Annotated in this window: 11 protein-coding genes and 1 pseudogene; 2 read left to right on the forward strand and 10 right to left on the reverse strand. The window is 39.2% G+C overall.

The annotated features are described in order from the left end of the window. Positions 1–177 precede the first annotated feature (177 nt). Complete coding sequence (locus BLP54_RS08680; protein ID WP_090168853.1) at positions 178–888, forward strand: response regulator transcription factor; 711 nt, start codon at positions 178–180, stop codon at positions 886–888. Continuing rightward, positions 885–2,258: a sensor histidine kinase gene (locus tag BLP54_RS08685; RefSeq protein ID WP_090168855.1), complete on the forward strand. Its 1,374-nt coding sequence runs from the start codon at positions 885–887 to the stop codon at positions 2,256–2,258. The genes BLP54_RS08680 and BLP54_RS08685 overlap by 4 nt, the downstream gene beginning before the upstream one ends. Before the next feature lie 36 nt (positions 2,259–2,294). Here the strand turns inward: BLP54_RS08685 and BLP54_RS08690 are convergent, their stop codons facing one another. The 10 genes and pseudogenes from BLP54_RS08690 to BLP54_RS08735 form a co-directional block, all read right to left on the reverse strand. Further along, positions 2,295–4,349 carry a methyl-accepting chemotaxis protein gene (locus tag BLP54_RS08690; RefSeq protein ID WP_090168857.1) on the reverse strand — a complete coding sequence of 685 codons (2,055 nt, stop codon included), beginning with the start codon at positions 4,347–4,349 and terminating at the stop codon, positions 2,295–2,297. Between the two features lie 187 nt (positions 4,350–4,536). Next, a complete protein-coding gene (locus tag BLP54_RS08695) occupies positions 4,537–5,412 on the reverse strand; it encodes a MetQ/NlpA family ABC transporter substrate-binding protein (protein ID WP_090168859.1) in 876 nt (291 codons plus the stop codon). Between the two features lie 46 nt (positions 5,413–5,458). Further along, positions 5,459–6,118 (reverse strand): methionine ABC transporter permease, encoded by a 660-nt coding sequence (locus tag BLP54_RS08700; protein WP_072911362.1) that lies wholly within the window; start codon positions 6,116–6,118, stop codon positions 5,459–5,461. A 94-nt stretch (positions 6,119–6,212) separates the two neighbouring features. Then, positions 6,213–6,902, reverse strand: a pseudogene (locus BLP54_RS08705) (methionine ABC transporter ATP-binding protein); the annotation flags it as partial. A gap of 318 nt (positions 6,903–7,220) precedes the next feature. Beyond that, the gene (locus BLP54_RS08710; protein WP_090168863.1) at positions 7,221–7,961 is read right to left on the reverse strand and encodes an amino acid ABC transporter ATP-binding protein; all 741 of its coding nucleotides are present in this window, start codon (positions 7,959–7,961) and stop codon (positions 7,221–7,223) included. Next, positions 7,962–8,636, reverse strand: coding sequence for an amino acid ABC transporter permease (locus BLP54_RS08715; protein ID WP_090168865.1), 675 nt, complete (start codon positions 8,634–8,636; stop codon positions 7,962–7,964). After that, positions 8,617–9,276: an amino acid ABC transporter permease gene (locus BLP54_RS08720; RefSeq protein ID WP_090168868.1), complete on the reverse strand. Its 660-nt coding sequence runs from the start codon at positions 9,274–9,276 to the stop codon at positions 8,617–8,619. Before BLP54_RS08720 ends, BLP54_RS08715 begins: the two co-directional genes overlap by 20 nt. Before the next feature lie 44 nt (positions 9,277–9,320). After that, a complete protein-coding gene (locus BLP54_RS08725; RefSeq protein ID WP_090168870.1) occupies positions 9,321–10,214 on the reverse strand; it encodes a transporter substrate-binding domain-containing protein in 894 nt (297 codons plus the stop codon). A gap of 35 nt (positions 10,215–10,249) precedes the next feature. Beyond that, on the reverse strand, positions 10,250–10,870 hold the full coding sequence (locus BLP54_RS08730) for a GDSL-type esterase/lipase family protein (protein WP_090168872.1): 621 nt from the start codon (positions 10,868–10,870) through the stop codon (positions 10,250–10,252). 184 nt (positions 10,871–11,054) lie between these two features. Next, positions 11,055–13,103, reverse strand: coding sequence for a methyl-accepting chemotaxis protein (locus BLP54_RS08735; RefSeq protein ID WP_090168874.1), 2,049 nt, complete (start codon positions 13,101–13,103; stop codon positions 11,055–11,057). Between the last annotated feature and the right edge of the window lie 108 nt (positions 13,104–13,211).

Below are 13,211 nucleotides of genomic sequence, written 5' to 3' on the forward strand. Positions count from 1 at the left end.
TATTTCCTCCGAAGCACATTTTTAACTTACAGAGGACATCATACAGATAGATTCTTAAGAAATGCCTATGGTAATTCTTAAGAAATCTAAAATAACCTTTTTTCAAAGATTAAACACTTTTTTTATGCTAGTATACATTTAGGAACAAAGTATTTTTGTTTAGTTAAGGAAAAATTTATGAGTAAACAAAAGATATTAACAGTAGATGATAATGAAGAAATCCGTAACATCATAAAGATATTATTAGAAAGTGAGGGCTATGAAGTTATAGAAGCACCTGATGGTGAAACTGCCCTTTCTCTTGTGGATAATTCCATTGACCTTATAATTCTTGACATTATGATGCCTGGCAAATCAGGTCTGGATGTTTGCAAGATAATCCGTGAAAAGTATCAAATGCCAATTCTATTTTTAACTGCAAAAGGAACTGATTCTGATAAATCGTTAGGACTCTTAATAGGCGGTGACGATTATCTGGCAAAGCCATTTTCCCATGCAGAGCTTACCGCCAGAGTAAAATCACTTCTGCGCCGCTATTATGTATATAAAGGAAAAGAGGCACCTGTCGATGATAATCTAATTTCCTATGATATATTCAAGGTTGCCAAAGATAGAAATGAAGTATTCACTACCGATTCAAAGGGAAATGAAGTTCAATTAGATTTATCCGAACTAGAATACCAGATTTTTAAGCTTCTTATTAGTAGTCCTGGCAGAATCTTTCCTGCCCAGCTGATATATGAAACTATTTGGAATGAGCCATACCTATACAGCTCAAATGCTACAATTATGGTTCATATTAGAAATCTTCGTACCAAAATCGAAGAGGATCCTTCTAACCCACGACATCTGCTAACAGTTTGGGGAAAGGGCTATAAATTACAATGATAAAAGTAAGGAAATTATTATCCAAATCATTATATATAGAGTTGGCCATTGCAGTATGTATTTCTGTATTGCTGGGCGCAATCTGCTATTTTTTCCTTTCTAGATTTTCAGCAGATGTCTCTTCCTCAAAATGGTTTGATAACACCTACAAAGAATATAAAATCAATTCTCTAATAGATAATTTACAAACCTTCATCTACGAGGAAAGTGTAGACTCGGGAGATACTTCACCGCTTAATGATTGGTATGATTCCAATCCCAGAGCTTTCTTTTACCTAAAGAAGGATAATTCGATAATATATTCCTCCTTTTACAATCCAGGCTATGCTGAAACAACCATTGATGCGGACGATGCCGAGTTTAAAGAAAATGTCGATATTTATAGCGACTATTTTCCAGAGCAAACCACACGTACACTTAATCTTACTGATTGCAAGTTAACACTCTGTTTATTCACTGACGTTCAGTATTCCTTCTACTCTAATTTGTTACGATTAAGTATTGCAATATCAGCTCTGATTAGCCTAATTGTGCTTGTTTTATTTGTTAGAAATAAAATCAATTACATCAATGATGTTACACAGGGAATTAGAATCTTAGAAGGTGGCAATCTTGATTATCAGGTTCCCGTAAAAGGAAATGACGAAATATCACAGGTGGCTGAAAGCCTTAATTCTATGCGTATAGCCTTGGATCAGCAAATGAAAAATGAGAAGCAGGCTCTTCAGGCAAATAATAGTCTTGTTACTGCCCTTTCTCATGATTTGCGAACCCCTCTTACCACACAGATGGGATATTTGGAGATTCTTAAGGAGCATCATTACAATTCTCCGGAAGAAATGGATAAATACATTAACACCGCATTAGATACCTGTCATCAGATTAAGGAAATGTCTGACCGACTTTTCGAATACTTCCTTGCCTTTGATCCTCATCCTGAACGTCCGGCAGAAGCTTTGGAAGAATATGATGGCGTCGCTCTTTTTATGCAGCTGATTTCTGAGCTTTCTCTTCCACTTGAGGCTCAGGGTTTTAGCTTTGAATTTGAAGAACCTAAAGATACCTTTAATATTCATGTGAATATGAATGATATATTAAGAATCTTTAATAACGTATTTACGAATATTGATAAATATGCTGATGAAGCTGAGCCAGTTAGAATTCGCATTTTCCATGATAATGAAAACGCTGTACTTTCTATTACTAATAAAATCAGAAAAGAGCCACGTAAAAACGAAAGTGCAAAAATTGGTCTTATAAGTATTTCAAGTCTTATGAAACGTCAAAGTGGTGCCAGCAAGACTCGCACCTCAAGAGACCACTTTACACTGGAACTCAAATTTCCAATCACTAAACTTACAAAAGCTTAGGATGATTCTCTCATCCTAAGCTTTTTGTTATCTTCCTTATACTTCCGCATCATCCTTGAAGAATGAAATCTCTTCATTCAGCTTAACAGCAATATCCTTCAAATCATCTGCAGAAGCTGCAAGTGTAGAAACTGTTGCTGAAAGCTCTTGAACAGAAGCACCTGTTGTCTCTGAAGACGCTGCATTCTCTTCTGAAATAGCTGAAAGAGATGACATTGCATCAGATACGATGTCATTAGAAGATACGCAAGTCTCAGCTCCACCTGCAATCTCCTTAACACCATCAACAGTTCCATTGATATCCTCAAGCATTCCGTTAACAGATTCGAGGGTTCCTCCGATAGCTTCCTGTTGCTCTAAGTTGCCCTGCTTAACAAGGTTAGCTGCTGCAACGGCTGCCTCAGACTGCTTCAGAAGGATATCCATCTGAGTTCTAATATCCTGAGCCATGCTGTCTGAATCATCAGCAAGCTTTCTAATTTCCTCAGCAACAACCGCGAATCCCTTACCAGCCTCGCCGGCACGTGCTGCCTCGATACTTGCATTAAGTGAAAGAAGGTTTGTCTGAGAAGCGATTCCTGAAATACCCTCTACGCTCTCGTTAATGCTTGTAACAGCATCTTTTGTAGCGGAAATTGTTTTAGCAATTTCTTCAATCTTCTCTGTCATGTCACTACTTGAATCCTGGAGATTAAGAAGTGACTTGCTTGAAGCCTGTGAAGCATCCTTCATCTTGCCTGCAAGAGTTTCCATGTTGTCGGTAGAATTCTGAACGCCAGCTACAGCATCTGTAATCTTTCCAACATTCTCCGCTGCTTCCTGAATTTCCTCAGCCTGCTGAACAGCACCTGTAGCAATTTCCTGAACGGCATTTGCAACAGTGTCTGTTGTGGCAGCAATCTGATTTGCCATATCAGCCAAATCTTCAGATGACGTTGTAACAGTAGAAGCAGAATTCTTAATTGAAGCAACAATGCTTCCTAATCTATCAATAACGGAGTTTGTACTACGGACAATTTCACCAAATTCATCCTTGCGTTTTTCATGACCATCAATCTTCTTGAAACGACCATCTGCCAACTGAGTGATAGATGCTGTAACAGCAAGAATAGGTCTTGTAAAGCTTGTTGCAATAATAAGTGAGATAACGATAGATATTACAAGCAATATAAGTCCTACAAATACAGTTGTCATTGCTGATCTATTAGCTGATGCCATAATATCAGAGTGAGTCTTTGAGGCCGCTACAACGTATCCTGTCATTGGCTCTTTTACCCAAGACATATATGTAAGCCCTGAGTCAAATTCTGATTCAATAACACCACTACTTTCACTAGAACCTACAAATCCAAAAGAACTTAAATCGTATTCTTCCTCTGGACTAATTTCGAACTGAGCATGAGCTACCATCATACCAGCACGATCAGCAATAAAACCATCAGAGATATTCTCTGCAAGGAATTCATGTAATCGATTCAAATCATAGCTTCGCTGAATGGTACCAATTACCTGAGTTTTTGCCTCGTTATATACAGGAACGCAGATAATCATGATACGGTTTCCAGCCTTCTTACTTACCTGAACATTAGAGATTGCAGGCTTTCCAGTTGAAACAGCCTCCTGGAAATATTCTCTATCAGAAATATTTGCAAGCTCTTTTCTATCAGTTCTCAGCATCTGATCACCATTGAGCTGAGTAAAAATCATACTGGTATTACCATCATTGATAAACTCATTGATGGCATCCATATGGGCAAGCATTACATCATCTGGCACTGGCTGATTCTCAGTATGATAATTTTCAAGGTAATTTATCGTACTAGGTGCAGTGGCAAAAGTTTGAAGAGCTGCAGTATTTTGCACAACAATTTCTGCAAACTCGGTCTCTACCATTCTTGCAGTCATGTTCAATAATTCTAAGGCATCATTTTTATCCTTAGTTCTTGAATTACTATAGCTAATCGCTATAGAAATAAGTAATGGAACAGCTACAAGTAAAGCCATGATAAGTATAAGCTTAGTCTTAATACTATCTTTGGCAGCTATACCAGACTTTGCTGGATTTGTTGGCTTTTCTTTTTTCTTTCCCATAGTACACTCCTCATACAAAATCAACAGGTTACTATTGATGACTAAGTGAATTATAGGGCAGAAATATGAAAATTCAGTTAAATACCATAAATTTTCACAATTGTCAAACGAATCCTCTATAAATAGATGAAAAAAGGGCCAGCTAAGCTGACCCTCGGAGGATTAATTAAAAATGTCGTTATTCACATTAGAATGGAACTACTGCTCCATCGTATGTATCGTTAATAAACTTCTGAACGTCATCAGACTTAAGAACTTCTACTAAAGCCTTAATTCCGTCATTGTTCTCGTTGCCCTCAGCAACTGCAATGATATTAACGTATGTCTTTGCCGCCTCTGAATCAGAAGCCTCATATGCGATAGAATCCTTAGCTACTGAGAAGCCTGCCTCAAGAGCATAGTTACCGTTAAGAACTACGTATGCAACCTCATCCTTTACACGTGCAACCTGAGCTGCCTCAAGCTCCTGGAACTCGATGTTCTTAGGATTCTCTGTAATGTCGTTGATTGTAGCTGTAAGACCTGCACCTTCCTTAAGTGTAAGAAGTCCGTTGTCCTGAAGAAGAAGAAGTGCTCTAGCCTCGTTTGTTGTATCATTTGGGATAGCGATTACATCACCATCAGCAACATCATCGAGAGATGCCTTTGTACCTGGGTAAATTCCAAATGGCTCATAGTGAATATCGCCTGCATCTACGAGATGTGTTCCCTGCTCCTCGTTGAAGCTGTCGAGATATGGAACATGCTGGAAGTAGTTTGCATCAAACTCACCAGACTCTACTACCAGGTTTGGCTGTACATAATCATCAAAGACTGTAACATCAAGCTTGTATCCCTTCTCCTCAAGAAGTGGAGCTGCAAACTCTAAAATCTCTGAATGAGGTGTAGCTGATGCAGCTACCTTGATTGTTGTAAGCTCACCAGTTGCTTTATCTGCAGCTTCTTCTGTTGTAGCCTCTGCTGGCTCTGCAGCTGTCTCCTCTTTGTTTGCGCTACCGCAGCCTGTAAGTGCTGCTACTGCAAATGTTGTTGTTAAAAGTCCTGCCAATAATTTCTTTTTCATAGTTCTTTCTCCTTTATTGTGTAATGCTAATTGTGTCCTGTTTCATTTAAATTTTATGGTTAAGCTTTCTTGCTATAAACATTCCAGTGTTCTGGAAAATCTGGAACAATGCAATAAGCAAGATAACTGTAACAATCATGATATCTGCCTGATATCGATAGTATCCGTAGCGGATTGCGATGTCGCCAAGTCCGCCACCGCCTATGGTGCCTGCCATTGCTGAATATCCAAGGACAGTACCAAGGGCTATTGTCGCGTTGGTGATAAGTGAGGTTCTGGCCTCTACTAATAAAACCTTAAAAACTATCTGGGTGTTTGAAGCTCCCATTGCCTTTGCTGCTTCAATAACACCCTCATCCACTTCCTTAAGTGAAGACTCCACCATTCTTGCAATGTATGGTGCTGCACTGATTACAAGTGGAACGATTGTAGCTGTGGTGCCGTAAGACTTTCCAACTACAAGTCTTGTAAATGGTATTAACAGAATGAGAAGAATTAAAAATGGTACAGATCGTACAACGTTTGAAATCGCATCTAAAATCTTATAAAGCACTGGATTTGGCTTTAAGCCATTCTTGTCTGAAATTGTAAGTAGTACTCCCATTGGAAGTCCCAATATATATCCAAAGAATGTAGAAACTATACTCATGTATACTGTTCCAACAATTCCCTCTAATATCATGTTAATTGTTGTGCTATCCCACATAATTTCTTACCTCCTTAATGCCAGCTTTCTCGAACTCTTTATTCTTCAGCTCATTTTCTTTATTCAGCCAAAAAAACTTGTCCTCTGGAAGATTGACATCCTCAAGTCTTCCGCTTTCGATGAGCTGTCCCTCTTCAAGGACTGCCACCTTATTACAAATAGCCTTTACTACTGACATCTGATGCGTAATAAGAACTATCGTAATTCCGTATTCCTTATTAATCTCCTTAAGAAGTGTAAGAATCGATGCTGTTGTCTGTGGGTCAAGTGCGCTTGTTGCCTCGTCACAAAGAAGAATCTTTGGATCTGCTGCAAGGGCTCTTGCGATAGCAACTCTCTGCTGTTGTCCACCTGAAAGCTGCGATGGATAAGACTTTGCCTTATCCTCAAGTCCTACCTTTGAAAGTAATTCAAAGGCTTTTTCTCTGGCTTCCTTCTTCTTAACTCCCTGAAGAACAAGTGGAAAAATGATGTTATCAATAACGTTCTTCTGCTGAAGTAAATTGAAGTGCTGGAATATCATGGCGATATCCTGGCGCTGTTCTCTAAGCTCCTTTTCATTAAGCTGTCCCAGCTCTTTTCCTTCCACGATAACCTGACCACTTGTAGGCTTCTCCAAATAGTTTATACATCGAATCAAAGTACTTTTTCCTGCTCCAGACATTCCTATGATTCCAAAGATATCACCCTTATCAACTGTGATGTTGATGTCTCTTAAGGCATCTACCTTTGTATCTTTGTCTACGAAGCTTTTTGAAAGATTTTTAATTTCTATCTCGTGCATTTCTATCTCTCCTCATATCTAAAATGGCAATAAAAAAACCATTGCCAGGTTTTTGACTCCCAGGCAATGGTTCAATCAACTCTCAGTGATTTACTCCGTAACAGGCGCAAGACATAAAGCCATCGCACCAGAACCATCATTAGCTGCCTGGGAGATAAGCATTCGACGCATGCACATGTACATCATTGTATGTCTCATAAGCTTTTTCATATGTCTTGCTCCTTTCCTAAAAGATGACTTAACTATACCACTGTTTTCTTAAATATGTGAAATAGATAAAAATAATAGCTGGTTATCAATATAATTTATAGCTGGAGCTTATTCATATGCAAACGTCTTCAGGAATTTCTGAGCTCTCTCCGTCTTAGGCTGGATAAAGAAATCTATCACATCACTTGTCTCTTCAACAATATCTCCCTTGTCTAAGAAGATAATTCTGTCTGCCACCGCCTTGGCAAACGCCATTTCATGAGTGACAATCAACATTGTCGAACCGCTTTTTGCAAGTGCAATCATTGTCTCTAACACCTCGTGAACCATTTCCGGATCAAGGGCTGCTGTGACCTCATCAAATAAAATCACCTCTGGATGCATAAGAAGCGCTCTTACGATTGCCACTCTCTGCTTCTGTCCTCCTGAAAGCTGACGTGGATAATAATCCTTTTTATCTACAAGACCTACCTTGTCTAAAAGCTCTAAGGCTTCTCTTGTAGCATCCTCCCTTGTACGCTTTTGCACCTTAGTTGGCGCTAAGATAATGTTTTCCAAAACAGTCATATGAGGGAAAAGCTCGTAGGACTGGAACACCATTCCAATCTTCTGTCGAAGCTTTGTAATATCGCGCTTGCCTGCTTCTACAGGAAGTCCATCTACTGTGATTACTCCGCTCTGAATCTCCTCCAATCCGTTCAAACATCGAAGGAATGTACTTTTACCACAGCCGGAAGGACCAATGATAACAACTACCTCTCCCTTTTTTACCGACAAATTAATGTCCTTTAAAACTACATTCGGTCCGAATTCCTTATGTAAATGTGTAACCTTTAATAATTCACTCATCTATGCCCACCTTTTTTCCAAGTAAGTGGCAAGCCTGCTTATAGGCCAGCACACTATGAAATATAGTAAAAACACCACCAGGAAGACTCCAAATGCTGCATTAGGTGAAGTCTTTCTATTTGCCTCAATAATCTGCTGAGCCACCTTCAAAACCTCTACAATACCAATCATCATAACTAGGGATGTGGTCTTAATCATTCTTGTAATTAGATTTATTGAAAGTGGAATCAGACGTCTGACTGTCTGCGGAAGAATAATGTAAAAATATGTCTGTACCTTATCCATTCCAAGAGCCCATGCAGATTCAAATTGGATAGCTGGAATACTTTTTATTGAACCTCTAACCAAATCTCCCATCTCTGCTGTTCCCCAAAACGTAAATACGAATATAGCTGATGTCTCAGCCGACATATCCCAGCCAAAAACTCTTGTGGTTCCAAAGTAAACAATAAATAAAAGTACCATCTGAGGCATGATTCTTACTGTCTCAAGATAGACCTTAAGAATTGCATGTAATACCTTGTTATTTACTGTCATCAAAACACCTACTAATAATCCAAGCAGGATGCTAAGAACTACTGAAATCAAACTGATTTCTATTGATACCCAAAGTCCCTGAAGAAGTCTAAGGAAATTGGTTCCTTTAAATAAAACATCAATCCCCAAACTGGCCATAACGCATCCTCCTTTCTACTACTGCCCCTATGATAGATATAGGAAGAAGCATTATCAGATAGAACACCACCAAAAGGAAAAGGCATTCTATTGTTTTTGCATACATTCCAATCAGATCCTTTGCTGTAAACATCAGGTCCATAAGACTGATTGTGGAGAATACTGAGGTCTCCTTTAATAAGAAGATTACGTTTGCAAGAAGTCCAGGAATACTTATAGTAATAGCCTGTGGCAATATTACATGCCACAAAATCTGAAGCTTACTCATTCCAAGGCTTGCTGCACTCTCAGTCTGAATTACAGGTATTGCCTCCACTCCACTTCTAAAAGTCTCAATCATGTAGGCTCCGCCTAAGAGACCAAGTCCAAGTACACCGCAGGCTTCTGCTGTAACTTGTATGCCCACCTTTGGCAAAGCAAAATAAATAAAAAATAGCTGCACCAAAAGTGGTGTGTTTCTGAAAATTTCAATATATACTCCCACAATTGTTTTGAGCACCTTCACCTTAAAATGTAAGATGGCAGAGCCGATTAGTCCTATCACGAAAGCTAGTATTATGCCCTGCCATCCAATTTTAAGTGTTAATATAAGTGCATCCTTATATAGTGGGAGATATTCAATAAGAATATCCTTATCCATTACTTCAGGTTAACTGTTCCTTTCATATCGTAATTACGATTTTTTTACTTGCCACCCTCTAAAACAAGTGTGTCTTCATAATCAGCACCGTATGTATCAAGAAGAGTTGCCTCATAATCAGCGTGGAAGAAGTTCTCTGAACCAAGTGATTCAATCTCCTCATTGAGCCAATTAAGAAGTGTCTCATTACCCTTTGTTACAGCTGGTGCGATTGTATCCTGATCACCAAGTGATGGGATACCTACTGTATAGCCCTCGTTCTCAAGTGAGAAGGCGATAACCTCTGTGTTGTCATTTGCCCATGCTACGCCGTTGCCATTTTCAAAGGCTGTCTTTGCCTCTGCGTAAGCATCGTACTTCTGAAGCTTGATATCTGGATAATTCTTTGTAAGATAGGTCTCAGCAGTTGTACCAGAAATTACGATAATCTGATCATCTGCTCCAAGGTCATCAAGGCTTTCCACTACTGCTGAATCAGGTGAAACTACACCAAGGGCTACGTTCATATATGGAAGTGCAAAATCAACCTCCTGTGCTCTCTCTTCTGTAACTGTGAAGTTTGCAAGGATGATATCTACCTTTCCTGTCTGAAGGTACTCAATTCTGTTTGCTGCCTCTGTAGATACGTAATTGATTTCTACACCAAGGTCCTTGCCGATACGCTCTGCAAAATAAACATCATATCCAGCATACTCGCCATTCTCATCCACAAAACCAAATGGGCTCTTATCTGAAAAAACGCCGATGTTAATTGTTCCACTTTCCTTAATTTCATCTAAGGTTCTAAAGCCTGCGTTTGAGTCAGCCTCTACTGTATCCTCGCCTGTTGCTGCCACCTCATTTGTTGATGCGCTAGAGCCGCAACCAGTAAGTGCAGCTCCTACAAGTCCTGCTACTAAAAGTCCACCTGTTAATCTTTTTACAAAATTCTTTTTCATTTCAATCTTCCTCTTTTCATTTTTTATTTTGATTTTTATGCTGCTATCAATTTTTTATAAACAGCTTCTGCAAGGAACCTGTGACTTTCTACGTCCATATGCTCCTGATCCGTTTCTGAAGGCTTCGCCACATCAGATGCTGCCAAAAACATACAATCAAATTCCTCTGCCAACTTTGCAAATACTGCCTTAAGTTCTTTTGATGTAACCACTGATTTCTCATCAAATTCTGGGTCATACTCCTGTTTCCAAACCTGTTCCCCCAGGAAAATTGGAGACAATAACAAAATTTTTGCATTTCTGTTATTTGCCTTTATCTGTTTAAGAAGAATTTCTGTTCCTCTGGCTATAAGTGCAGGTGATGCATTATAAACTGTCTTACAATCATTTGTGCCAAGCATCAACACTACTGTATCAACAGGACCGTGACTCTCTAGTAAAACAGGAAGAAGCTTTGAACCGTTGCGACCAATTCTTGTGCTGTCCTCAAACACTGTGGTTCGACCAACAAGTCCTTCCTCAATCACTTCGTATTCGTTATAATCAAGCATCTGTGAAAGAATACCTGTCCATCTTTCATTCTTCTCATATCGTCCACTGCCATCTGGCTTTAATCCGTATGTGTTTGAATCCCCAAAACAAAGTACACTTTTCATGCTGGCCTCCTCTCTCCCATTGTTTTGTGCCTCATATCCTTTACATGTTGGTATGTTAAACCTATTTACCTACTGCGTCAATAGGTTTAATAATCGGGAAAATTTATAGTTCGTTATCAATTAGCTTTATAACAAAAAATAGCTAGGGCATTTTGCCCTAGCTACCTCATTTTTCGTAATTTATTTACTCTGTATCATCCTTAAAGAAGGAAATCTCTTCGCTAAGCTTAACAGCAATCTCCTTCAAGTCATCAGCAGAATTTGCAAGACTCGAAACTGTAGCTGAAAGCTCCTGAACAGATGCACCTGTCGTCTCTGAAGATGCAGCGTTCTCTTCTGAAATAGCTGAAAGAGATGACATTGCATCAGATACGATGTCATTAGAAGATACACAGGTTTCTGCGCCACCTGCAATCTCCTTAACCCCATCAACAGTACCATTGATATCCTCAAGCATACCATTAACAGATTCAAGGGTTCCACCAATAGCTTCCTGCTGTTCCAGATTACCCTGCTTTACAAGATTAGCTGCTGCTACGGCTGCCTCAGACTGCTTCAGAAGGATATCCATCTGTGTTCTGATATCCTGAGCCATGCTGTCAGAATCATCTGCAAGCTTTCTGATTTCCTCAGCAACGACTGCGAAGCCCTTACCAGCTTCACCAGCACGGGCTGCCTCGATACTAGCATTAAGTGAAAGAAGGTTTGTCTGAGAAGCAATTCCTGAAATACCTTCTACGCTTTCATTGATACTTGTAACAGCATCCTTTGTAGCAGAAATTGTTCTTGCAATTTCTTCAATCTTTTCTGTCATGTCACTACTTGAATCCTGAAGATTAAGAAGTGACTTGCTTGAGGTCTGGGACGCATCCTTCATCTTGCCTGCAAGACATTCCATATTTTCAGTAGATGACTGAACACCTGTTACAGCATCTGTAATCTTTCCTACGTTCTCAGCAGCTTCCTGAATTTCTTCAGCCTGTTGAACAGCACCTGTTGCAATTTCCTGAACAGCCGTTGCCACAGTATCAGTTGTGGCAGCAATCTGATTTGCCATATCTGCCAAATCTTCTGAAGAGGTTGTAACTGTAGCAGCTGAATGCTTAATAGCAGAAACAATAGCACCTAATTTATCAATAACGGAATTGGTGCTACGGACAATCTCACCAAATTCGTCTTTACGGTTTGAATATCCATCTATTTTCTTAAATCGACCATCTGCCAATTCAGTAATTGTATTTGTAACAGCAAGGATTGGGTTTGTAAAACTTGTTGCCATAACAAGGGAAATAATAATTGCTATTATCAGCAGGATTACACCTATAATCACTACAGATATTGCAGCCTTATTAGCTGAAGACGTAATCTCCTCTTCCTGCTGGGCGATTATCACTGAATATCCTGTTATAGGCTCTTTTACCCATGCATTGTAGGTATTAACACCACTGAAAGCCTGTTCAAACAAACCACTTGATTCAGAAGATGTTACAAACTCGCCAGAGCTCATATCATACTCTTCATCAGGGCCAATATCAAACTGAGCATGTGCAGCCATGATACCATTCTGATCCACGATATAACCGTCACTTATATTGGCTGCCAAAAACTCATGAAGAACTGATAAATCTATACTCCTCTGGCACTCGCCAATAACCTCGCCACTCTCACTAAAAATAGGTACAGCAATAATGGCTACTCTTGCTCCTGAAGACTTACTAACAATAACACCTGATACTGCAGGCTTTCCTGTAGATATTGCTCTTTGGAAGAATTCACGATCTGCAATATTAACGCAGTCGCCACCATCAGTTCTAAGAATCTGCTGACCTGACACCAAAGTTAATACTACGCTATCGTTTCCATCATTAATTATTGTATTAATTTGAGCCATATGTGCCTGAATTAGTGCATCTGGAATATTGGTTCCATCAGTACCATAATATTCCATATAATTCATAGTACTTGGAGATGTGGCGAACATCTGTAGAGAATCAACATTTTCTCTTATAATCTGTTCATATTCCTTTTCAACATACTTAGATGTTGTCTCAAGCAATTCCAAAGCATCTTTTTTTGCCTTATTAGATGATGACAAATAACTAATAAAGATGGCGACAATCAAAGGAACTGCCACAAGTAAAGCCATAATAACTATAAGTTTGGTCTTTACACTATCCTTTGGATTAATGCCTGACTGAGTCTTGGCACTCTTAGTTTTTGGTTTCTCTGCCATGTTCCCTCTCCTTTACTGAAAAGCAGCCCCACTGCACACCACAAAGAAATTATACGACAAATATATGTTTAAATGGTTAAAATTCTGAAAACTCTACAAAAATAAGGG

This window comes from Pseudobutyrivibrio sp. 49 (genome assembly GCF_900100545.1).
Classification (GTDB): Bacteria; Bacillota; Clostridia; order Lachnospirales; family Lachnospiraceae; genus Pseudobutyrivibrio.